Source organism: Lysobacter sp. S4-A87 (assembly GCF_022637455.1).
Taxonomy (GTDB): domain Bacteria; phylum Pseudomonadota; class Gammaproteobacteria; order Xanthomonadales; family Xanthomonadaceae; genus Lysobacter_J.
This window is the reverse complement of record NZ_CP093341.1, coordinates 3,359,814-3,383,401: the sequence shown is the minus strand read 5'-3', so window position 1 is coordinate 3,383,401 and position 23,588 is coordinate 3,359,814. Positions and strand designations below refer to the sequence as shown.

Sequence of the window (23,588 nt, the reverse complement as noted above, 5' to 3'; positions counted from 1 at the left end):
CAGGCCCCGGCCGCTGCGCTGCACCGCGCGCCGCCAGGCGGGATAATGGTGGGATGCAGAAGAACACTCACGATAAGGCGATGCTAGCAGAGGCCGGTGTCCGGGCAGGTGGCGACAGCGACCGTGATCGCGACGCCGAGCGCTGGCGCGCCCGCGACCTGGCGGTGCTGTGGCACCCGTGCACGCAGATGCGCGAGCATCCCCACACCCTGCCGCTGCTGCCGATCGAGCGTGGCGAAGGCGCCTGGCTGGTCGGCCGCGACGGCCGCCGCTATCTCGACGCCATCAGCAGCTGGTGGACCAACCTGTTCGGCCACGCCGAGCCGCGCATCGCCGCTGCCATCGCGCAGCAGGCGATGACGCTCGAACACGTGATCCTGGCCGGCTGCTCGCACGCGCCGGCGGTCGAGCTGGCCGAGCGGCTGCTCGCCATCGCACCGCGCGAGGCCGGCCGCGAACCGCTCGGCAAGGTGTTCTACGCCGACAACGGTTCGGCCGGCGTCGAAGTCGCGCTGAAGATGGCCTTCCACTGGTTCCGCAACCGCGGCATCGAGGGACGGACCAAGTTCATCGCGCTCGACAACGGTTACCACGGCGAGACCCTGGGCGCGCTCGCGGTCGGCGACATCCCGCTGTACCGGCGCGTGTATGCACCGCTGCTGGCACAAGCCCTGTTCGCACCGTCGCCCGATGCCTACCTGAGCGAGGACGGGGAGAGCGCGGCAGATCGCGCGCGACGTGCCGCCGATGGCCTTCGCGACCTGCTCGAACAGCACGGCGACGAAGTCTGCGCGCTCATCATCGAGCCGCGAGTGCAGTGCGCCGGCGGCATGCGCATGCACGACCCGCTGTACCTGAAGCTGGTGCGCGAACTGTGCGACGCGCATGGCGTGTTCCTGATCTGCGACGAGATCGCCGTCGGCTTCGGCCGCACCGGGACGATGTTCGCCAGCGAGCGCAGTGGCGTGCAACCGGACCTGCTGTGCCTGTCCAAGGGCCTGACCGGCGGCGCGCTGCCGCTGGCGGCGGTACTGACCACGCAGACCATCTACGACGGCTTCCTCGACGACTCGCGCGAGAAGGCGTTCCTGCATTCGCACAGCTACACCGGCAATCCGCTGGCATGCGCGGCGGCACTGGCCAGCCTCGACATCTTCGCCAGCGACGACATCGTCAACCGCAATCGCGGCACCGCCGAGCGCATGGCCGCGCTGGCCGCGCCGCTGGCCGGACACCGCCATGTCGCCGACGTCCGCCAGGCCGGCATGATCGTCGCCTTCGAACTGACCCCCGGCGGCGACCGTCGCGCCAGCTTCGATCCCGCACTGCGAATCGGCCTGCGCGCCTACCGCGCCGCGCTGGATCGCGGCGTGCTGCTGCGACCGCTGGGCGATGTGCTGTACTGGATGCCGCCCTACTGCATCGACGAGCAAGCCTTGCAGCTGCTGGCCGACACCACCCGCGCCGTCATCGACGAGGCCACCGCATGCGCCTGACCCGCGTCCACGTCGACCAGCCGCTGGCTGCCGGCAGCGAAGTCGTCCTGCCCGAGAGCGCCGCAGCCCACCTGGGCCGCGTGCTGCGCCTGGGCGTGGGCGACGCCTGCGTGCTGTTCAACGGCGATGGCCACGACTACGCAGCGCGGATCGTGGCGCTGGGCAAGCGGGAACTGCGCGTGGCCATCGATGCCTCCACCCCGGTGCTGCGCGAGTCGCCGTTGCGGCTGGTGCTGCTGCAGGGCGTGGCGCGTGGCGAGAAGATGGACCTGATCCTGCAGAAGGCGACCGAACTGGGCGCAGCGGCATTCCATCCACTGTGGTCGCAACGCAGCGAAGTGAAGCTGGACGAAGCGCGCGCGGAGAAACGCCTGGCGCATTGGCGCAGCGTGGTGTCCTCGGCTTGCGAGCAAAGCGGGCGCGCGGTGGTCCCCGAGGTGTCCGCGCCGGTGACGCTGGCGGCGACGCTGGCGGGCCTGCCTCCAGGGGGCCTGCGCCTGATCCTGGATCCGGAAGGCGAGCTGGCGTTCTCGAGCCTGGCGCTGGATGTGAGCGAACCGGTGTACCTGGCGATCGGCCCGGAAGGCGGCTGGTCGCCTCTGGATCGCGAGCAGTTGCGCGCGGCTGGCTTCCTTGGACTGCGGCTGGGGCCGCGCATCCTGCGCACCGAGAGCGCAGGGCTGGCTGCAATTGCGGCGTTGCAGGCGCGGTTCGGCGATCTGCAGTAGTAGCCACCGTAACCCGGGTAAGCGCAGCGCACCCGGGGACCGGCAGGCACGATCCCGGGTGCGCTGCGCTTACCCGGGCTACGGCTAGCGGAGGGTCAGATCTTGAAGTAGATCCGCCGCGCATCGAGCACGCGCACCACCACCCACCACACCACCACTACAGCAATGGCAAACGCCAGCGACGGCGCATACGGACCCAATCGCGGCGTCATCCAGTCAGCGAATCCGAGCCGATACAACGGCTCCAGCCAACCGCCCGCCACCAGCGCATAAAGCATGAACGCCGACCCCGCATAGGCCGCGATCGCATTGACCCCGAACGCACGCCCCAGCGCCGGCAGTCCCTGGCGATCGACCAGCCAGTGCACCACCGCCAGCACCCAGCAGGCGATGCCGCCGGTCCACAGCACGTACGACGGCGTCCACAGGTTCTTGTTGAACGGCTGCCACCACGACCATGCCAGCCCGATTGCCAGCGCTGCCGCACCGCCGAGCCACAGCGCACGCAAATCGCCGCGCCGCAGCCAGTCACCGGCACGCATGCCGAGCACCGTCGTCGCCAGCGCACCCAGCGTGCTGACCAGGCCTTCGGGATCATGTCCGCGGCCACTGGCCGGATCGAGCTGGTAGACATGGACGCCCAGCAGCGCATGATCCACGCGACTGGCGAGATTGACGAACGGTTCGTAACTGCCGCCAGCAGCCAGCAATGCGCCATAACCCACCAGCAAAGCGGCGAGCACGAGCCACTGCGTGCGCGGACGCGCATGCAAGGCCAGCAGGCCCGCAGCGGCGAAACACAGGCCGATCCGCTGCAGGACGCCCATCACCCGGTAGTGCGCCAGGTCGAACGCCCACAGCGCACACAGGTGCAACAGCAGGCCGAGGCCGACGATGCGTGCGGCGCGGACCAGCACCGGTCGCGCCAGGACGCTTGGCGCGTCACCGCGCTCCAGGCGCGGCATCAGCGCCAGCGTGATCGACACGCCGACGATGAACAGGAACATCGGGAAGATCAGGTCGGTCGGCGTGCAGCCATGCCAATGGGCGTGGAGCAGCGGGGCATACACATGGCCCCAGTCGCCCGGGTTGTTGACCAGCAGCATCGCGGCCACGGTGATGCCGCGAAGTGCATCGACCGACGCGTAGCGTGCCGCCGGTGTTTCGCTCAAGCCGCCTGCACCAGCACCGCGCTGACCTGCGCTTCAATCGACTCCAGGTCGGGCAGGAACGCAGCATCCTCGTTGAGCAGCACGCGCGCACGCACGCCGTTGGGCAGCGCATTGGCGTCTTCGACCACCATCAACGTGTCGCGTGACACCGTCACCAGGCGCGGGAAGCCCTGGGTCAGCATCGCGAAGTACGGTGCGCGCGGATTGCCGCCCAGGGCGCGCAACACCACCACCTTGCTGCCCAGTCCGCCGCGCTCGTCGGCAAGGCCGGCCAGGCGCGCGAACGCCACCAGCGGCAGCTGCCAGCCGCGCCAGCGGATGCGGCCCAGCAGCCAGTCCGGCACGTCGGTCAGCGGATCGGGCTCGGCGTAGGACAGCACCTCGGCGATCGTTGCGTTGGGCAGCAGCAGGCGGCCGCCGGCGACCTGGATCAGCACGCCCCGGATGTCGTTTTCGACAGTCGGTACGGCTGCAACGTGCTTGGAATGGTTTCGATTCGGCATCTGTAGGGTCCTGTCTGCCCGCTCAGTTCCAACGTGCGATCAGACGTTCGGCAAGTTCGACCGGCTGCCCGGCGACGCCGCCGCGTGCGATCAGTTCGGCCGAGGCCGCTGCGTCGTAGCAACCGTCGGGCGCTTGTCCGGCGACGAGTGCGCCTGCCCAGGAGTGGTTCATCGCGACATCGACACGGGCCGGGTCGCTGCCGCTGAGCAGCAGCACCGCCGAGTCCGCCGACGGCAGCGAGGCGATGACATCGCCGTTGCCTTCGACGAAGCGGATGCCAGACTCGTTGACGGCGATCGCGATCTCGGCGGGCAGGATGTAGATCGAGCCGGCCATCGCCAGCAGGCCCGGCTCGGCAAGCTTCACCTGCAACGGCGTGGCGCGCTGCATCTGCGCGACGAGTCGGTCGTAGCGGCCGCCGTCGAGGCGCTGCTGCACCAGGACCGGGCGCGGGAAGGTTTCCGGCAGCGCGCCCAGCAACTGGCGCACGGCATCGGGGCCGCCGATGCCGGCCAGCACAAGCACGGCGCCGTTGTTGTGGACGGTCTGGCGGTCTTCGACCAGCTCGAGCGCGGAAATGCGTGTTTCCAGGTCACCCAGGTCGCGCTGGAAGCGGTTGTTCGCGACGTGGCTGTCGGTGCCGGCCAGGTTGCCGGCGTTGTCTTCGGCAAACGACCAGTCCGGCGCCAGCGGTGCGGCCGCAGCTGCAGTCGGGGCGGCCGGCGCGACATCGTCACTGGCGATTTCCGGCGGGCGGCTGGCGTCGAACAGCAGCACCGGCTGGGCCGGCGCGCGTCGTTCGCGCGACATTTCGGGCACGACTTCGTCGAGCAGTTCGACCGCGACCGGTGCGGCCGCAGGCGACATCTCGTAATCGAAACTGGATTCGAACGGCTCGATCACCAGCGCGGCGTCGTCGGTCGAGACCATTCCCGGCTCGTCCAGCAGCGGCATCTCGATGGCGTCCAGCGTCTGCACGTCCATCAGCGGAGGCGCGCCGGTGGCGGCGATGGACGGCTCGTAGTGGAGCTCGGCGGCCACCGGGTCGAACGGGCTCAGGGCTGCCGTCTCGACGACCGCTGCCTCGAACACTGGCGCCTCGAGCACAGCCGGCGCTGCCGGTACGGCCTCCGGCGCAGCGGCGACCGCGATGGGCGCGGCAACCTGTGTCGGCGCGGGTACCTCCTGGGCATCAACGGCGAAATCGCCCTCGCCTTCCGGTTCGTGCCCGGGCGGCAACACGTCGCCGTGGCCCTGCAGCTTCGCCGCCAGGTGGCGGGTCCAGCGGGCAAGGTCCCAGCCTTCTCGGGCCGCGGCGAGTGCCGCCTCCTCATAGATCACTTCGACGGCGGGATCGGCGAGCACTGGATCGAAGCGTTCGATCGCGTCCTCGGTGGCCGCATCGAGTGCAACGACAATCACCTGCGGCGCGGCCAGTCCGAGCGTGGACAGGTCGAGCGTGGTGGGGTCGGCTTCCAGCACCAGTTGCGCACCGGCGTCGGAGAGCGCCGAGCGCAGGCGTTCACACGCCGCGCCCGGTCGTGCCAGCAGTACCGCGCGACGCGAAGACTCACTCATGGCCGCGCGATGCCCCCTGCGCATTGATGCCGAGCAGTTCGTAGACGTTGCGGATCAGTTCCGGCTCCTGGTACGGCTTGCCGAGGTAGCGCTCGACACCGATCTCGAACGCGCGCTGGCGATGCTTGTCGCCGGTACGCGAAGTGATCATCACGATCGGCACGCCACGCAGGCGCGAGTCGCCCTTCATGGCGGTGGCCAGCTCGTAGCCGTCCATGCGCGGCATTTCGATGTCGAGCAGCATCAGGTCGGGCACGCGCTCGGTCATGCGTTCCAGGGCGTCGATGCCGTCCTTCGCGGTCAGGACCTCGAAATTGTGGCGTTCCAGCACGCGGCCGGTGACCTTGCGCATCGTCACCGAGTCGTCGACCACCATGACCAGCGGCACGCGGCGCTGTTCGACCGGTGCGGCGACCACCGGCACGTGATCGCGCGGCAGCAGCATCTGGCGGCGTACCAGCGGGGCGACGTCGAGGATCACGACCACGCGGCCGTCACCCATGATGGTCGCGCCGAAGATGCCCGGCACCGAAGCAACCTGCGGACCGACCGCCTTCACCACGATTTCGCGGTTGCCGACGACCTGGTCGACGCAGACCGCGGCACGCAGGTCACCGGAGCGGATCAGCAGCAGCGGCATCTGCAGGTGGCCTTCGGCCTTGGCAGTGCCGTGGCCGACGAGCGCGCCCAGGTCGTGGACGGTGTAGTCCTCGCCGCCGTAGCGGTAGGTCGCGTCGGCCATGTCGAGGCGGTCGCGGGCGATGCGGCCGACGCCGCGGACCGAGGCGATCGGCACGGCGAAGGTGGTCTCGCCGATGCGGACGAACACGGCCTGGGTGACCGCGAGCGTCTGCGGCAGGCGCAGGGTGAAGTTGACGCCCTTGCCCGGGACCGAATGGATGTCGAGCGTACCGCCGAGCTGGCGCACTTCGCTGGCGACCACGTCCATACCCACGCCGCGGCCGGACAGGCGGCTGACGGCATCGGCGGTGGAGAAGCCCGGTTCCAGGATCAGTGCATCGAGGGCGGCATCGGACAGCGTCGCGTCGGCGCGGACCAGGCCACGCTCTTCGCCACGGCGGCGGATCGCGGCGCGGTCGAGGCCGGCACCGTCGTCGCCGACTTCCAGCACCACTTCCGAACCTTCGCGGCGGACCGCGATGCGGATCGTGCCCTCTTCCGGCTTGTGCGCCTTGCGGCGCTTGTCCGGCGTTTCCAGGCCGTGCGCGACCGCGTTGCGCAGCATGTGTTCCAGCGGCGCGGTCATGCGCTCGAGCACGTTGCGGTCGAGTTCGCCCTGGGTACCGTCGAGCTTGAGCTGGACATGCTTGCCCAGTTCGCCCGAGGCCTGGCGGACGACGCGGCGCAGGCGCGGCAGCAGGCCGTCGAACGGCACCATGCGCGTGCGCATGAGGCCTTCCTGCAGTTCCGAGCTCACGCGCGACTGCTGCAGCAGCAGGGTTTCGTACTGACGGGTCAGGTCGTCGAGCGTGGTCTGCAGGCTGGTCTGGTCAGCGGCCGACTCGGCCAGTGCACGCGACAGCTGCTGCAGGTTGGAGAAGCGGTCGAGCTCGAGCGGATCGAACGCCTGCTCGGCCAGGTCGCCTTCGCGCTGGTAGCGGGCGACGATCTGCGCTTCGGTTTCGATTTCCAGTCGACGCAGCTGGTCACGCATACGCGTGTTGGTCGCTGCCATTTCCGCGATGGCGCCACGGAATGCACCCAGCTGCTGTTCCAGTCGGGCGCGGTAGATCGCGACTTCACCGGCGTAGTTGACGAGCCGGTCGAGCAGGTCGGCGCGGATGCGCACCTGCTCCTGCGGTGCGCGCACGCCGATGTCGTCTTCGTCGACCACCGGTGCGTCGCTGATCGGCGCGGACAGCGGCTTGAGCTCGATGTGCTGCGGCGCTTCCAGCGCGGCCGTGGCCGGCTTGGCGTCCTCGACCTGCGTGGCGGGCACGTAGGCCTGGCCGCGGGCACGCGCGTCGAACTGGGCGATCAGCTCCTCCGGCATGGCAATCGCGCGGCGCTCGCCGACACGGGTGACCATGGCATGGAGGCGGTCGAAACCGTGCTCGAGCAGCGGCACGCCATCGCGGCCCAGCTCGCAACGCTGTTCGGCGACAGCTTCCAGCAGCGATTCCATGGCGTGGCCGAGTTCGCCCACGGCCATGATGCCGGCCATGCGCGCGCCACCCTTGATGGTGTGCAGGTCGCGCTGCAGTCCGACCACCGGCTCGCGGTCACCCGGCGCCTGGCGCAGCTGCGCGAGCAGGCCGTCGGAGTGGTCGAGCAGGTCGCTGGCTTCCTCGACGAAGATGTCGACCAGTTCCGGATCGAGTCCGGTCAGGTCGAGCGCTTCGTCCGGATCGTCGCTGGCGGCCAGTGCGTGCGCGATCAGCGCGGCGACTGCCGGCTCCTGCGCATCGTCGGCCACTTCGGCGCCGGCCACTTCGGCGTGCGATTCGTATGCAGCCGGCTGGTCGTCGACCGGGTCGCCATCGGACTCGTTGGCACCCGGGGCGCCGGCGTCGGCAAACGCCGCCAGGCCCACCGATGCGGTGGCTTCGATGGCGGCCACCTGCTGCTCGCGGGAAGCACGTTCGGCCTCGGCGTATTCGGTTTCGAGGCGGGCGTACTCGCGCTCCTCCTCGGCCAGGCGCTCGGCTTCGAGGCGTTCTGCTTCGAGGCGTTCGGCTTCGAGGCGCTCTGCTTCGAGACGTTCGGCTTCGAGGCGCTCTGCTTCGAGGCGCTCGGCTTCGAGGCGATCTGCTTCGAGGCGTTCTGCTTCGAGGCGTTCGGCTTCCAGGCGCTCCGCTTCGAGGCGCTCGGTTTCAAGGCGTGCGGCTTCGAGAAGCTCGGATTCGCGGCGCGCTGCTTCGAGACGCTCGCTCTCAAGACGTGCGGCTGCGAGAAGCTCGGCTTCCAGGTGCTCGGCCTCGAATTGCGCGGCTTCCTGACGCTCGGCTTCCAGGCGGGCTTCCTGCTCGCGCTGGAGCAGGGCCAGACGCTCGGCGTCGGTCTGCTCGAGGGCGAAGCGCTCGGCCTGCACGCGCTCGACGTCGACGCTTGCGACATTGGCCTGCTCGATCGCCAGGCGCTCGGCTTCGATGCGGCTCGCTTCGGCCAGTTCGGCTTCCACGCGGGCAGCATGCGAATGGCTGTCTACGAACTCCGGGCCGGCGTCGGACGCCAGGTCCGTGAACTCGCTCAGGTCGATCGCCGACAGCGTGGCTTCGTCGCCATCGTCCATGGCGAAGCTGACGTCGATCGGCTCGACGCTCATCGGCATCGACTGTCGCGCATCCGGCAGACCATCGCGCAACGCACGCATGCGTGCGGCCAGGCCTTCGAACGCGGGCACGCGCGGCGACGGAGTCTTCAGCGTTGCCAGGGTGCGACGGATCGCATCGGCCACTTCGGCCATGGCCGCCACGCCTTCGCTGCTGGCCGGCGTAGCGGACGCGAGCAGGCGCTTGACGTAGATTTCGGTCGGACCGGTGATCTCGGTGATCACCGGCACTTCGGTCATGGCGAAAGCGCCATTGAGCGTGTGGAACGAGCGCTGCAGGCCGTCGTCGACCAGGCGCGGGCCGTGGTTGGCGGCTGCCAGCCACTGCTCGATGGTGACCAGGTGGCCACTGACCTCGGCGTCTAGGATCTCCAGCAGCACCGCGTCGACCGACGCAGGCGTGCCGGGTGCGACCTCGACCACGAACGCCGGTGCGGCCTCCTCGATCGTTTCTTCGATGGCGAGGACCGGTTCGACCTCGTCGTCCACTGCAAGCATGTCGAGATTGACCGCTTCCAGCGTGAGCTCTTCGGCCACCACCGGCTCGGCCGCCGCGGCGACACCGGCCAGGGCCGGCGTGTACAGGCTCTCGTCGCCTTCGGCGAGGCGGTCGGCATGCGCCTCCATCCCGGCCAGGTCGGCCGAGATCAGGCCTTCGTTACGCAGCGCTGCGTGCAGCTGGGGCAGCGCGGTGTACGCGTGGCCGACCAGCCCCATCACGGCCGGGCTGGCAGGACGGGTGCCATCGAGCACGCGGTTGAGCAGGTTCTCGATCTTCCAGCTGAACTCGCCCAGGGTCTTGGCGCCGACCAGGCGGCCACTGCCCTTGAGGGTGTGGAACACGCGACGGATCGGACGCAGGCGTTCGCTGTCCTCCGGGGCCTGGTGCCAGATCGGCAGCAGGTCGCCGAGGTGGCGGATCTCCTCGTCGAGTTCCTCGAGGAACACCTCGCGGATCTCGTCGTCGATGTCGTCGCTGTGCTCGAAGCCGCCGGCGGCAATGGCCTGCGGCGTGGTCGCGACCGGGGCCGGAGCCGGAGCCGCAGGTGCCACGGGTGCGGCAGTTGCCGGCGCGGCGGACTCGTTGGTCGACGCGGCCGATTCGGCCGGCGCGGACATCGTGACCGTGCCCAGCGTGATCGTGTCGGACAGTTCGAAGTCCGGGACGTTGGCCAGCTCTTCGCGCGTGATCGGCGAAGTCGGCGCCATCGTCGCGGCGATGTCGAATTCCGGCAGCGGCCAGTAGCGCAGGGATTCCAGGCTCTGGCGGGTGATGTCGAGAATGTTGTTGCGGTTCGGGCGCTGCTCGCGCAGTGCCTCCAGGTAGTACTCCAGGCTCGCCAGTGCATCGGCCAGCGTGTCGAGCTGCTGGCCGTTGGGCACGCGCTTGCGGCCGATCAGCTCGACCTCGGTGTAGCGCTTGACGCCGGTCAGGTAGTCGGCCGGCTGCACCAGTTCGAGCATGCGCAGCGCGCCGCCGACTTCGTCCAGCACGCGCGGGACTTCGGCCAGTTCGGCGTGGTCCCAGTTGGTTTCGACAAAGGCCACGAAGGCCTGGCGGGCATCGCCGAAGTTGGCGATCGCCTCACGCACGACCACGTCCAGGACCTTTCGCGCTTCACCGGCAAGCAGGTCGTCGTCGGCCTGCTCGTCCGGCAGGCCCAGGCGCGAGACCTGGTCGTCGAGCGAGGCATCGACATAAAGCAGCGCGCCGGCGACGTCGAGCAAGGCACCTTCGTCGGCCGGACGGCGTCCGCTGACGATCTCGTGCATCGCATCGCGCTGCTGCAGCACGACGGTGCGGGCAACTCCCAGCCCCATCATGCCGAGCGTGTCGCTGACGCGGCTCAGTGCCTCCACCTGCGGTTGCAGGCTGGTGACATCGGTCTGGCCGGTGCGCAGGTGCAGGTCGAGCGCGTCCTTGACGCGCAGCAGGTCTTCCTTGATCGCCGCGGCGACAGTATCGAGCAGCGCGCGATTGCGGCCGCTGAGGCTGCCGCGGGCGTGTTCGAGTTCCGACTCGCTGGGAAGGTGCGACGCGAGTTCGAAGGTGTGGCGAAGGTCGTCCAGCGCCGGATGGCGGCCGTCGCTGTGGGCGACGTGGTACAGCAGCTGGCGGGTCGGCTCGGCGGCCGGCTCGGTGCGCGGCGCGGCGAAACCGTCGTCGGCCAGCATCAGGCGCGCTTCGCGCTCGACGCCACCGAAGGCCTGGCGCAGCGCGCGCGTTGCCGGCAAGGCGCCGTCGCGCAGTGCGCCGGCGACCGAAGAGGCCACCCACAACATGCGCCGCACCGGTTCCAGCACGACCTCGGCAAGCAGGCCGTCAACCGCACCGGCCAGCTTGTCCGGATGCGCCGGGTTGCCATCTTCCGGCCAGGTGGCCAGGGCGTCGCGCAGCGCGGCCAGGTGGCCGGAGGAATGCGGCGAAGGAGCGCTGCGCGGTGTCGGCGACCCGGCCAGGCTGGCCGGCAGCGGGCGATCGAGATCCGGCGCGAACAGCACGCTCTCGTTCAGCCCTGCCTCGCCGCGCGTGGCGCGCAGTTCGTTGAGCAGCGGCAGCAGCACGATCGGAATATCGCGGTGGCCGCCCTGCAGGCGTTCCAGGTAGTCGGGCAGCAGGACCACGCCACGCATCAGCGCCGCGCAGGCCTCGTCGCGATCAGCGACCTTGCCCTGCTGCAACGCCAGTGCCAGCCGTTCCATTTCCTCGGCGACCATCGCCGGCGCGTACAGCTCGACCATGCGCAGGGTGCCGTGCACCTGGTGCAGCTGGTCGGCGCAGTAGCGCATGCGGCCGGTGTCGGCAGGATTCTCGGCAAATGCCTCGATTTCCTGCTGCGCCAGGCGCAGGGTCTCGTCCAGCTCCGGCTTGATCCAGCCCAGGGTGGTCGTGTCGATTGCTTCGCGCATCACCGTCATCGTTCACCCCACGCAGGGGTGAACCGGCGCGTGCCGTGGCGCATGCCTTTGACGGGCATGTCCCGGTGGCCGTATTTGAACCTGTTCATCGACCTCGTCCTTGTCAGGCCGGCAGCTTGAAGTCGGCAACGGAGCGACGCAGGTCGGCTGCCAGTTGCGCGAGGTTTCCAATCGACGCCGCCGTCTGGTTCGCACCCTGCGAGGTCTGCGCGGTAATCGACTGGATGGTGTTCATCGTCGCGGTGATGTTCGATGCCGCGCTGGACTGCTGCTGCGCGGCGGTCGAGATGCCCTGAATGAGGTTGGACAGGTCCGACGACACCTTTTCGATCTCGCCCAGCGCGGTACCTGCGTCCTCGGCCAGTCGTGCACCGGCGACCACTTCCGAGGTCGTCTGTTCCATCGAGCTGACCGCTTCGTTGGTGTCGGACTGAATCGTCTGGACCAGCGTTTCGATTCGCTTGGTGGCGTTGGACGCGCGTTCTGCAAGTCGCTGCACTTCGTCGGCCACGACCGCGAAGCCGCGGCCCGCTTCACCGGCCGAAGCCGCCTGGATTGCCGCGTTAAGTGCCAGGATGTTGGTCTGCTCGGAGATGTCGTTGATCAGTTCCACGATCGAGCCGATTTCCTGCGAGCTTTCACCCAGTCGCTTGATTCGCTTCGAGGTTTCCTGGATCTGGTCGCGGATCGAGTCCATGCCGGCGATCGTCTGGCGCACCACGCCCGCACCCTTGGTCGCGATCTGCACCGAGCGCTGCGCCACGTCCGCCGATTCGGCCGAGTTGCGCGACACCTGGTTGATCGAGGCCGCGATTTCACTGATACGGCTGGAGGCGGAGTTGATTTCCTGCGCCTGGTGCTCTGCGGCCTCGGCCAGGTGCATGGCGGTGGCCTGCGTTTCCTGGGCGCTCGCGGCGACCTGCACCGAGGTGTCGGTAATCGTCTGCACCAGGCTGCGCAGCTGCTCGACGGCGAAGTTGATCGAGTCGGCGATGGCGCCGGTCATGTCCTCGGTGACGGTGGCCTTTACGGTCAGGTCGCCTTCTGCGAGCGAACCCATCTCGTCCAGCAGGCGCATGATCGCCTCCTGGTTACGGTCGTTGAGTTCCTTGGTGGTCAGGTAGCGCTTCTTCTGCTGGCTGTTGAGCGAGAACACCAGGAAGACGATCGCCAGCAGCGCCGCGGCACCGGACAGGATCGAGATCCACAGGTTGCCGGCGATGCTGGTGTCCTTGAGCGAACCGAACGCGGTGAAGGCGCGGAACAGGCTCTGGCTGTCGGCCAGCAGCTTGTTGGAGCCGCCGGTGATCGCTTCGGATGCCGCCTGTGCGCGGAACAGGTTCTGCGAGCTGGACAGGATGGCGTCCAGGTCCTTCTTCATTTCCAGCCACAGCGTCTCGGCCTGGGCCAGCGCTGCCAGTGCGTTCTGGTTGCCCAGCGGGGTCACGCCGAAGGCGGCGTCGCCCTTGCGCAGGCCGGTCAGGACGTTGCCGAACACGGCGGCGTCGCGGCCCAGGGCCTCACCCGCCAGCGCCGCACCACTGCCACCGGCGCGGATCTGGGTGATGCGTTCGTTCATCTTGCCCGACAGCACCACCTGGCGCAGGGCGATGTAGACCTGCGAGGACGGCGAGCCGGAGGCCGACATCGCGCGCACCAGTTCGTCCAGGCGCGCCTGCAGCTGCGGCACGCGGCTGGTGAAGCTGTCGGCGTTGCCGGCCAGGGCCAGCACCGCGGTTTCGCTCGAGATCACCTGGTCGGCGCTCTTGCCGAGCGGGCCCCAGGTGTCGGCCACGGTCTTGATCGGACCGGACACGCCGGCGGTGTCGCCGAAGTTGGTGTTGAGCTGCTCCACGTCCTGGACGATCTGGGCGCGGGTTTCCTTGAACGCGGTGAAGGCCGCAGCGTCACCGCTGACCGCCTCCGAGCCCTGCACGGCCAGCTTCTGCGAGTTCACCTGCAGGTCCGAGGCCGAGGAGCTGGCGCCACCGAGGCGGGCCGCCTTCCACGTCGCATAACCTGTGTTGAGGCCGAAGATAAGCACCGATATGCCCAGCACGACCAGCCAGGTGTTGACGCCAAGGCTACGGCCCTTGCCGGCAGCGCTATCAATCGCAGTGACACTCATGATTCGACCTCGGTATTGTTGCTGCTGGAGCGGTGCTCGGACCGCGACATGTCAGTGCGCGGCATTTCAGAGGCCGCTTGGCGGAACTCGGGCGTGCGGGCCAGCCTGTCCAGGCTGAAGATGCCCCACGTGTGGTTGTCGAGGCGGTAGGCGCGCTCGATGAAATGGCTGTAACGGCCGGTGGCGAGCGCTGCGTCGGAGCCTTCTTCGGCAACCGGCTCGACCTCGACATCGACCAGCTGCTGGTCCATGAAGCTGCGCTGGCCGTAGAGCTCGTCGATCAGCACGGCGACGTCGCCGCCGGGCTGGCGCACCAGCAGGATGCGCTGGCTTTCATGCAGCACGGTGCGCTGGCCTTCCAGGAACTGCTTGAGGTCGACGATCGGCAGCAGGCTGCCGCGGACGTTGGCCAGGCCGAGCAGCCAGGGTTGCGCACCGGGCACCGGGGTGACCTGCGGCAGCGGGAGGATTTCCAGCACCTCGCCGAAGCCGGAGGCCAGGCGACGGTCACCAATGCGGTAACCGACGCCGCGCCACAGGCCCGGCGCGTCGAGCTGCTCGGGCAAGCCGACCACGTGCGCCAGGCTGCGGCGCTCGTAGTCGACCAGCACATCGAACGGCGAATGCAACATCTAGTCAGGCACCCAGCAAGGCGTTGATACGGGCGATCAGTTCGTCTTCGCGCGGCGGCTTGACGATGTAGTCGCGTGCACCCTGGCGCATGCCCCAGGCCTTGTCGGTGTCCATGCCCTTGGTGCTGACGATGAGTACCGGGATGGTGCTGGTATCGGCGTCGCGCGACAGGGCGCGGGTGGCCTGGAAGCCGTTCATGCCCGGGAGCACGACGTCCATCATCACCAGGTCGGGCTTCTCGCGCTTGCAGGTCTCAATGCCGTCTTCGGCATTGCCCGAGGCAAGCACCTGGTGGCCGTTGCGCTCAAGAAGCTGGGTAAGGACCGCCGTATCGGTCGGCGAGTCCTCGATAAGAAGAATACGTGCCATTTGTTGCCTTACCCCCCGGTCAGGCGTTTACGTGCGTTCGGATCGCGTCGAGCAGTTCTTCGCGGGTGAATGGTTTGGTGAGGTACTGCTCGGAGCCGACGATGCGCCCGCGCGCCTTGTCGAACAGGCCGTCCTTCGATGACAGCATGATGACCGGCGTGCCCTTGAACAGATGGTTGTTCTTGATCAGGGCGCAGGTCTGATAGCCGTCCAGGCGCGGCATCATGATGTCCACGAAGATGATTTGTGGCTGCTGGTCGGCGATCTTCGCCAACGCCTCAAAGCCGTCGGTGGCGGTAACCACCTCACAGCCTTCTCGTTTCAGCAGCGTCTCGGCGGTTCGGCGGATGGTCTTGGAATCGTCGATCACCATGACCTTCAGACCGCCGAGGCTGCCGTTGCGGACCTCGTCTAGCATTGTTCGATTTCCCCCGTGCGAATGCCGCGCGTCTGCGGGCACTTCGCCAGCTGTCTTTATTCCAAGCCGCGCCGAAGCTGTCAAGCAAACTTTTCAGCGGGCATGCTGAACGCGCCACGGGCCCGGTCAAGCCGGGAACCGCTTCCAGATCGATCAGCAGGGGGTCGGGGGACCGGCCGGCAGGGCGACTTTCGGGCACGCCGGATGCGTATAACCCAATTCCGGGCCGCTGCCGACGACCGGTTTCCGGAGCCGGGACGTACGTACCACTCCGAATGGGCGCCGCGCACCCGGCCGGTTTCCGGGGCGCCGAGGCTGCCCGGGGCCCGGGACCTGCCTGCTACCATCTGGCGCATTCTTCCTCGCAGTGCCGCCATGCCGCTCGACATCGTCGTCGTGATGGACCCCATCGGGTCGATCAAGATCGCCAAGGACTCGACCTTCGCCATGCTGCTGGAAGCGCAGCGCCGCGGCCATCGCCTGCACTACGTGCAACCCGGCGGGCTGTCCGTGCGCGACGGCACGGCGCTGGCCAAGGTGGCACCGCTGCGGGTGCGCGACGACAAGGCCGGCTGGTTCGAGCTGGGCGACTGGGGCACCCTCGCCTTCGGGCCGGGCCAGGTCGTGCTGATGCGCAAGGACCCGCCGGTCGACAACGAATACATCCACGACACCCAGGTGCTGGGCCTGGCCCAGCAGGCCGGTGCGATGGTGGTCAACGACCCGCAGGGCCTGCGCGACTACAACGAAAAGCTGGCCGCGCTGCTGTTCCCGCAGTGCTGCCCGCCGACGCTGGTGAGCCGCGACAACGCCGCGCTCAAGGCCTTCGTCGGCGAGCATGTCGAGGCGGTGCTCAAGCCGCTGGATGGCATGGGCGGACGCTCGATTTTCCGCGCGCGCGCGGGCGAGGCCAACCTCAACGTGATCCTGGAAACGCTGACCCAGGGCGGCCACAGCCTGGCCATGGCGCAGCGTTACCTGCCGCAGATCAGCGAAGGCGACAAGCGCATCCTGCTGGTCGACGGCGTGCCCGTGGACTACTGCCTGGCGCGCATTCCGCAGGGCGACGAGTTCCGCGGCAACCTGGCCGCCGGCGGCCGCGGCGAAGGCCGTCCGCTGAGCGACCGCGACCGCTGGATCGCGGCCGAGGTCGGGCCGGAGATGAAGCGACGCGGCATGCTGTTCGTCGGCCTCGACGTGATCGGCGACTACCTCACCGAGGTCAATGTCACCAGCCCGACCTGCATCCGCGAGCTCGATGTGCAGTACGGCCTGAACATTGCCGGGCTGATGTTCGACGCGATCGAGGCACGCCTGGCCGCATGAGCGCTGTCGTCGCACCCCAGGCCCATGACGCCGACAACGGTCGTGTCAGCGCCACGTTCGTGCTGTCGCTGCTGGTCCACGGCATCCTCCTGCTCGGCCTTGGCTGGACGCTGGAGAACGCTGCGCCGGTGATGCCGACGCTGGACGTGATCCTGACCCAGACCACTTCGGCACTGACGCCGAAGCAGGCCGACTTCCTTGCCCAGGCCAACAATCAGGGCGGTGGCGAGCACGACAAGAGCACACGCCCGCGCGAGGCCCAGTCCGGTCCGCTGCCGCAGGCCGCGACGGGTCTGGCGCCGCGCGAGTTGCGTGCGCAGTCGCCGGCACCGCAGCCGGCGCCGCAGGCACGCGTGGTCACCAGCAGCCGGGGTGAAACCACCACTGCAACCGCACGGACGACGCCGACACCGAGCGAGCGACCGTTGCCGCGCGGGCAGGAAAAGATCGAACACGACATGGACATGGCGCGCCTGGCCGCCGAGATCCACATGCGTTCGGAGCGTTACGCCAAGCGTCCGACCCGCAAGTTCGTCTCGGCCAGCACGCAGGAATACACCTGGGCCGGCTACCTGCGCGAATGGGTCGACCGCGTCGAGCGCGTCGGCAACCTCAACTATCCCGACGAGGCCCGCCGCCGTCACCTGGCGGGCCAGGTGGTGATCAGCGTGGCGATCCGGCGCGACGGTTCGGTCGAGCGCGCCGACATCGTCAAGTCCAGCGGCGTACCGCTGCTGGATGGTTCGGCACTGCGCATCGCCAAGCTCGCCGAGCCGTATCCGCCGCTGCCCAGGACCGAGGAGAACCCGGACATCCTGCACGTCACGCGGACGTGGAACTTCCTGCCGGGCGGGACGCTGGTCGACGACTGACGCGTTGGCCGCTGGCTTCCTTCTACGGAATGGCGTCGTCCGCCGGGCCGGGGATCCAGCGACGCTGCGCTTATTGCGGCTGGCCGCAATCAGCGCGAGTCGCGCAACGCCTGCTGCTCACGGATCGTCAGCGCCACGTTGTTGCGCAGGTAGGCCGGCTCGACCCGCTCCGGCGCCACTGCTTCGCCGCGACTGAAGGCATGTGCAGCCAGGCGCGCGACGTCCCCAGCATGCGGCAATTGCGTGGCATCGACCGCGACGATGCGATCGCCCAGGCGCTGTACAAGCGCGCCATCGGCCGCACCGAAACCCGTACCCACGCCGAGCCAGCCGGCAGGCGCATCAGGCAGCTCGACCTGGTCAGGTGCGCGCACCGATTCCGTCGACAGCGCATGCGCGTCGCCGCCGCGAAGCTCGAACGCCGCCGAGTACACCTCACCCATCCGCGCATCGATCGCGGCAAGCACATGGCGACTCGTTCCCGAAGGCGGAGCCGGCAGAAGTTCGGCACGCATCGCCAGCACCGCGAGCGTCGACACCGGCACCACCGGCCGGTCGAGCGCCATCGCAATGCCCTGCACCACCGCGATTGCCAGACGCACGCCAGTGAAGGCACCCGGCCCGCGGCCGACAGCGATGGCATCGAGCTGCGAACGGGCCATGCCCGCCTGCGCCAGCAGCTCGTCGGCCCACGGCAGGGCCAGCTCGGCATGGCGGCGCGGCGCCAGCTCGAAACGCTCGCGTACCTGGCCGTCGACCATCAGGGCGACCGACAGGGCTTCGGTGGCGGTTTCGAAGGCGAGGAGGTTCATTGCGTCGGGAGACGGAACGTCTTGGGATGGAATCGGGACAACAGCATAACGTCGATCGCGTGAGGCCCTGACTACGCGACCTGGTCGCCCGCTCCCTGCTCGACCAGGTCCAGGGTGGATTCGACCAGTTCCGGTTCCGGTGGGAAGAACGCCTGGACATCCTCAACATGCCGCGTCTTCGGCAGCGGCGGCAGCGAGTTGAGGAACACGCTGCCGTAGGTCTTGGTGGTCAGGCGCGGGTCGCAGAGGACCAGCACGCCGCGGTCGTGTTCGTTGCGGATCAGGCGGCCGGCACCCTGCTTGAGCGCGATCACCGCCTGCGGCAGCTGCTCGTCGCGGAACGGGTTGCCGCCATTGCGCCGGATCGCGTCCAGCCGTGCCTCGAATACCGGATCGTCCGGCGCGGCGAACGGCAGCTTGTCGATCACCACGACGCTGAGCGCGTCGCCGGCCACGTCCACGCCTTCGCGAAAACTGGCCGCACCGAGCAGTACGCCATTGCCGGACGCACGGAATCGTTCGAGCAGCACCGGCCGCGGCGCTTCGCCCTGAACGAACAACGGCCACGGCCCTCCCCTGAGCAACTCGGCGGCTTCACGCAGGGCGCGATGCGAGGCGAACAGCACGAATGCACGCCCGCGCGAGGCCTCCAGCACCGGCCGGATCTTCTCGACCATGCTCTCGTTGTAGTTGCGCACGGTCGGATCCGGCAGGCCGCGCGGCAGGTAGCACAGCGCCTGCTTCTCCCAGTCGAACGGACTGGGCACCAGCAGCGTCTGCGGCGGATCGTCGCCCTTGAGGTAGAGGCCGAGCTTGATCGCGTAATGCTCGAAGCGACCGCCGACGGCAAGCGTGGCCGAGGTGAATATCCACGCCGCATGCGACTGCGCGCGGTGCTGCGCCAGCGGACCGGCGACGTCGAGCGGGGTGCGGCTCAGGCGGAATCCGCGCGCGGTCAGCTCGTACCAGAGCACGCTGCCGTCGTCGCGCTTCTTCTTCGCGGCCTTCGCTTTTGCTACCGCATCGTCGTCACTTGCATCCGCCGAGGCGGCGTCGACCTGGGCAAAATCGTCGGCGAACTCGTCATCCGCTCCCGCATCCGGTTCCGCATCGCCGGAGTCGTCGCGCCAGCGCTGCAACCGCCCTTCGAACTCGACCGCACGCGCCGCGCAGGCATCAAAACCCGGCGACGCTGCGGCCAGTGGCTGCAGCACGTTGTGCAGGTTGCGCAACGCATCGGCGAGGGCATCGAAGGCCTCCTCGACCGCCGGCTCCTCGGCCGCGCGCCGGCGCGTGCCGCGCACCGGCAGTTCGTCCATCGCCGCGCGCAGCGAGCGCACGCTCTGCTCCAGCGCGCGCGCAGGGTCCTGCACCGCCGCCAGCGCCGACGGCACCTGCTTGCACTCGGTCAGCGCATCGCGGGCCAGTTCGACCAGCGGCCGCGCGCTCAGCGCCTCGCCAAAGAACTGCGCGGCCAGTTCCGGCAACTGGTGTGCCTCGTCGACGACGAACGTCTGCGCGCCCGGCAGGATCTCGCCGAAGCCCTCCTGCTTGAGCGCCAGGTCGGCCAGCAGCAGGTGATGGTTGACCACGACCAGGTCCGCCGCCTGCGCACGCTGGCGCGCCTGCACGACGAAGCAGTCGGCGAAGAACGGACATTCGCTGCCCAGGCAGTTTTCCGCCGTGCTGGTGACCATCGGCAGCAGCGGAGAATCCTCCGGCAGCGCGTCGAGCTCGGCCAAGTCGCCCATGCGCGTGCGGCCGGACCAGGCGACGATGCGCTGGAACTGCGCGGCCATCTCGCGCGTGGCGAAGCGCGGCTCGCCCTGCGCCTGGCGCATGCGGTAATGGCACAGGTAGTTGGCGCGCCCCTTGAGCAGCGCGGTCTTCAGGCCGATGCCGAGGGCGTCGCGCACGCGCGGGAGGTCGCGGTGGTAGAGCTGGTCCTGCAGCGCGCGCGTACCGGTGGAGACGATGGTCTTCTTGCCCGACAACAGCGCCGGCACGAGATAGGCAAACGTCTTGCCGGTGCCCGTGCCCGCTTCGGCCAGCAGCGTGCCGCGGCTGTCGACCGCATCGGCAATGGCGGCCGCCAGGTCCTGCTGGGCAACACGGGTGTTGAAGGCCGGGATGTTGCGCGAGAGTTCGCCGCCGTCGGCCAGGGCTGCACGGCTCGCCTCGCTGAGGCGGTTGCTCATGCGCTGGCCATTCCCGCGAATTCCGGGTGCGCCGCGTGCGGGGTACGAAGCAGGTTCATTCACCATCCAATGTAGGTCCCAGCGTGCTGGCGACCGGGCCGGGGCCCAGGCCCCTCCCGGCCATCAGTCAGCCAGGTCCTGCATTGTCGCTCGCATTTCAGTAGCGCGACGGTGCCGCGACGGTGCAGGCATCGCGCTCGCGACGGGCATCGGCGGCGCTGGGGTTGCCCGGCACTTCCACCGGAAGCGCCCGCGCCTTGGCCTGGCGGACCTGCGCGATCGTTTCCCAATGGCGCCGGCACAGCGGCCCGACCTTGGAACCGCCGTCGAGGCCCTTGCGGGCGAAACGTTCGGCGTCATCGAGCTGGTCGTTCAATAGCGCCGATTCCGCGCGCTCCTGCAGCAGCGCCGGATCGTCCGGCGTGATCTGCAGCGCCTGGTCCAGTGCCGCGGCGGCCTGCGGGTACTGGCCCGCCTGCTCGAGGCGCTCGGCCTCCTTGCGCAGGTCCTCGACCTGCGGATCGCGCAGCGGTTGCACGTCCAGCTCGCTGCTGGCGGCACCGCCGGCAGCGCGGACCTCGCGGACCGCGGCCGGCGCATCGAACACTGGCTCCGACAGCGGCGGCGTGGTGGTGCAGGCCGCCAGCAGCGCGACAGCCAGCGCCGTCGTTGCGGCCCGCAAACTCGACTTCGTCACGGCAGATTCTCCTGCTGCTGCGGTGGCGGCGCCTCCGCAGCCTGTTCGTCCGGTTTGTCCTCATCCTTGCGGCCAATTCCGAACCATTCGCGCCAGCCGCCCTGCCCTTCTTCGGCCACCGGTTCCGGCGCCGGGCACGGCGCATAGGCGGGGGCGAAGCCGGCGACGTAGGCGAAGCGACGCGCGCCGACGCATTCGGGGTCGGTGGTGTTGCTGGCGATGGTCCACTGCCAGTCGATGCCCTTGTCGCCCACCTTCAGCGGTGCGCTGGGCAGGCGCGAGAAGATCGCCGACCACACCCGCATCGCACCGGTGGCGCCGTACAGGCCGGTGGTCTGGTTCTGGTCGTTGCCGACCCAGATCACCGCCAGGTGGTCGCCGGTCCAGCCGGCGAACCAGCTGTCGCGACCGTCATTGCTGGTGCCGGTCTTGCCCGCGGGTGACAGACGGCCGAGGCCGTCGCGGACCAGCTGGGTGCCGGTGCCGTTGGACACGGCCTGCTGCAGGGCGATGGTGATCAGGCGTGCGGCAATCGCGTCGCCTTCCTGCGCTGGTGCCGGGTCCTTGTCGTAGCGGTTGAGCGCACGGCCGTTGGCGTCGAGCACGCCACGCACCGCATGCAGCGGCTGGATCTCGCCGCCGGAGGCGAGGAACTGGTACAGCTGCGCCATCGCGTACGGGCTCTGGTCGACCGCACCGAGGATCAGCGCCGGATTGGGCTCGGTCTCGATGCCGGCCAAGGTCTTGATCAGGCTGGCGATGCGCTCGGGCGCGACCTGCATGCCCACGCGCACGGTGGCCTGGTTGTAGGACATCGCCAGCGCATCGATCAGGCGCACGGTGCCGTGGCTGCGGCCGTCGGAGTTGCCCGGGTTCCAGTTTTTCTTCTTGCCCAGGGCGACGGTGACCGGCGAGTCGTCGACCCAGCTGGCCAGCGAGTACTTGCCCGGCTGCGCCAGCGCCAGCAGGTACACGAACGGCTTGAGCAGCGAACCGACCGGACGCTGCGCTTCGATCGCGCGGTTGAAGCCGTGCTCGGCAACGCTGCGGCTGCCGACAACGGCGACGACTTCGCCGTTGTGGACGTCGGTCACCACCAGGCCGGTCTGCAGCGGCGGCCGGCGCTTGCTGTCCAGGCTCTTGAGGGTGCGGGCGACCGCGCCTTCGGCCATCGCCTGCGCCGACGGCGACATGCCGCTCATCACGCTCAGTCCGGCGCCGGCCAGTGCATCGGCCGGGTAGTCGCGCGCCAGCTGGCGGCGGACCAGGTCGACATAGGCCGGGAACCGGTTGGCGGCGATGCTGCCCGGGTCCTTGGTCACGCCCAGCGGCGCCTTCAGCGCACGCTGGTACTCGGCGTCGTCGATCAGCTGGGTCTCGTGCATTTCGCCGAGAACGAAATTGCGCCGCTCCAGGGCGCGCTCGGGATTGCGCCGCGGGTCGTAATACGAGGGGCCGCGGACGATGCCGATCAGCAGCGCGATCTGCTCGGTGCTCAGGTCGGCCAGGTCGCGGCCGAACCAGAACTCGGCACCGGCGGCGACGCCGTGGATGGCCTGCGCGCCGCGCTGGCCGAGGTAGACCTGGTTGAAGTACGCCTCCAGGATCGTGCCCTTGTCGTAACGGGCCTCGATCAGCATCGCGTAGAGGATTTCCTTGCCCTTGCGGGTGAGGGTCTGCTCGCGGCCGATGCCGAGCAGGCCGCTGCGGGCGAGCTGCTGGGTCAGGGTGCTGGCACCCTGCTTTGCGCGGCCGGCGGCGACGTTCTTGAAGGCCGCGCGGATCATGCCCGTCACGTCGATGCCGTGGTGGCTGTTGAAGTCGCGGTCCTCGACGGCCTGCAGGCCGGTGACCAGCAGTTCCGGCACTTCCTTCAGGCGCACCAGGCGCCGCTCTTCCTGCTTCTGGCCGTAGAGCGTGGCGATGCGCGCCGGGTCGAGCCGCACCGTCTTGAGCTCGCGCTTCTTCCCGGCATCGCGTACCGAGGCCACCCGGCTGCCGGACAGCACGACTTCGATGCGTCGTGCCGGCACCGCGCCGTCGACATCGCTGAAACCGCGGCTGGAGATCAGCCAGCGACCGCCCGTGCGCGAATAGCTGCCCGGGCGCACGCCATCGCCGGCGTGGTAGGCGGCGGCATCGAGCTCGGTCTTGAGGGTGGTCGCGTCCAGGGTCAGGCCCGGCGCCAGTTCCAGCGGCCGCGCATACACCCGCGTCGGGATCTGCCAGCGCAGCTGGCCAAAGCGCTCGCTGACTTCGTGGTTCAGGTACAGCGTGTAGGGAATGAGGAAGCCAAGACCCAGCCCCACTGCGGCCAGCAGCCAGGTGACCAGGCGTCGCCGCCACTGCGGGGCCTGACTGTCGTCTGCGGTTTCGTCTTCGTCGTAATCGATTTGGGCCACGGCATGGGACAATGTTGGGGCTGCGCCCTCGTGGCCGCGAGTCT

15 protein-coding genes and 1 pseudogene are annotated in these 23,588 nt (G+C 69.0%); 4 read left to right on the top strand and 12 right to left on the bottom strand.

The features are described from left to right. The first annotated feature begins 53 nt into the window (after positions 1-53). Positions 54-1,496, top strand: a complete 1,443-nt coding sequence (gene bioA / locus MNR01_RS15170) for an adenosylmethionine--8-amino-7-oxononanoate transaminase (RefSeq protein ID WP_241918589.1) — start codon at positions 54-56, stop codon at positions 1,494-1,496. Further along, complete coding sequence (locus MNR01_RS15165) at positions 1,487-2,224, top strand: 16S rRNA (uracil(1498)-N(3))-methyltransferase (RefSeq protein ID WP_241918588.1); 738 nt, start codon at positions 1,487-1,489, stop codon at positions 2,222-2,224. Before bioA ends, MNR01_RS15165 begins: the two co-directional genes overlap by 10 nt. Before the next feature lie 95 nt (positions 2,225-2,319). Here MNR01_RS15165 and MNR01_RS15160 read toward each other — a convergent pair whose 3' ends face one another. From MNR01_RS15160 to pilG, 8 genes and pseudogenes are all read right to left on the bottom strand, one after another. Continuing rightward, a complete protein-coding gene (locus MNR01_RS15160; RefSeq protein WP_241918587.1) occupies positions 2,320-3,396 on the bottom strand; it encodes a heparan-alpha-glucosaminide N-acetyltransferase domain-containing protein in 1,077 nt (358 codons plus the stop codon). After that, complete coding sequence (locus tag MNR01_RS15155) at positions 3,393-3,899, bottom strand: chemotaxis protein CheW (protein WP_241918586.1); 507 nt, start codon at positions 3,897-3,899, stop codon at positions 3,393-3,395. The genes MNR01_RS15160 and MNR01_RS15155 overlap by 4 nt, the downstream gene beginning before the upstream one ends. Before the next feature lie 22 nt (positions 3,900-3,921). Then, positions 3,922-5,478, bottom strand: coding sequence for a chemotaxis protein CheB (locus MNR01_RS15150; RefSeq protein WP_241918585.1), 1,557 nt, complete (start codon positions 5,476-5,478; stop codon positions 3,922-3,924). Further along, positions 5,471-11,680, bottom strand: a complete 6,210-nt coding sequence (locus MNR01_RS15145) for an Hpt domain-containing protein (RefSeq protein WP_241918584.1) — start codon at positions 11,678-11,680, stop codon at positions 5,471-5,473. Before MNR01_RS15145 ends, MNR01_RS15150 begins: the two co-directional genes overlap by 8 nt. A 112-nt stretch (positions 11,681-11,792) precedes the next feature. Continuing rightward, complete coding sequence (locus tag MNR01_RS15140; RefSeq protein ID WP_241918583.1) at positions 11,793-13,817, bottom strand: methyl-accepting chemotaxis protein; 2,025 nt, start codon at positions 13,815-13,817, stop codon at positions 11,793-11,795. A gap of 68 nt (positions 13,818-13,885) precedes the next feature. Next, positions 13,886-14,446 (bottom strand): annotated as a pseudogene (locus tag MNR01_RS15135) (chemotaxis protein CheW); the annotation flags it as partial. 7 nt (positions 14,447-14,453) lie between these two features. Further along, on the bottom strand, positions 14,454-14,819 hold the full coding sequence (locus MNR01_RS15130) for a response regulator (RefSeq protein WP_115843696.1): 366 nt from the start codon (positions 14,817-14,819) through the stop codon (positions 14,454-14,456). 19 nt (positions 14,820-14,838) lie between these two features. After that, the gene (gene pilG, locus MNR01_RS15125; protein WP_115843698.1) at positions 14,839-15,237 is read right to left on the bottom strand and encodes a twitching motility response regulator PilG; all 399 of its coding nucleotides are present in this window, start codon (positions 15,235-15,237) and stop codon (positions 14,839-14,841) included. A 375-nt stretch (positions 15,238-15,612) separates the two neighbouring features. Between pilG and gshB the strand changes: the two genes are divergently transcribed. Then, on the top strand, positions 15,613-16,563 hold the full coding sequence (gene gshB / locus MNR01_RS15120) for a glutathione synthase (protein WP_241918582.1): 951 nt from the start codon (positions 15,613-15,615) through the stop codon (positions 16,561-16,563). Beyond that, positions 16,560-17,435, top strand: a complete 876-nt coding sequence (locus tag MNR01_RS15115) for an energy transducer TonB (protein ID WP_241918581.1) — start codon at positions 16,560-16,562, stop codon at positions 17,433-17,435. Before gshB ends, MNR01_RS15115 begins: the two co-directional genes overlap by 4 nt. Positions 17,436-17,524: 89 nt before the next feature. Here MNR01_RS15115 and tsaB read toward each other — a convergent pair whose 3' ends face one another. The 4 genes from tsaB to mrcB all read right to left on the bottom strand — a co-directional run bounded on the left by tsaB (position 17,525) and on the right by mrcB (position 23,544). Further along, the gene (gene tsaB, locus MNR01_RS15110; RefSeq protein ID WP_241918580.1) at positions 17,525-18,247 is read right to left on the bottom strand and encodes a tRNA (adenosine(37)-N6)-threonylcarbamoyltransferase complex dimerization subunit type 1 TsaB; all 723 of its coding nucleotides are present in this window, start codon (positions 18,245-18,247) and stop codon (positions 17,525-17,527) included. Positions 18,248-18,318: 71 nt separating this feature from the next. Beyond that, complete coding sequence (locus MNR01_RS15105) at positions 18,319-20,445, bottom strand: ATP-dependent DNA helicase (protein ID WP_241918579.1); 2,127 nt, start codon at positions 20,443-20,445, stop codon at positions 18,319-18,321. A 157-nt stretch (positions 20,446-20,602) separates the two neighbouring features. Further along, the gene (locus tag MNR01_RS15100) at positions 20,603-21,142 is read right to left on the bottom strand and encodes a tetratricopeptide repeat protein (RefSeq protein WP_241918578.1); all 540 of its coding nucleotides are present in this window, start codon (positions 21,140-21,142) and stop codon (positions 20,603-20,605) included. Next, entirely contained in the window at positions 21,139-23,544 is a 2,406-nt protein-coding gene (gene mrcB, locus MNR01_RS15095; RefSeq protein WP_241918577.1) for a penicillin-binding protein 1B, read from the bottom strand. The genes MNR01_RS15100 and mrcB overlap by 4 nt, the downstream gene beginning before the upstream one ends. Positions 23,545-23,588: the final 44 nt, after the last annotated feature.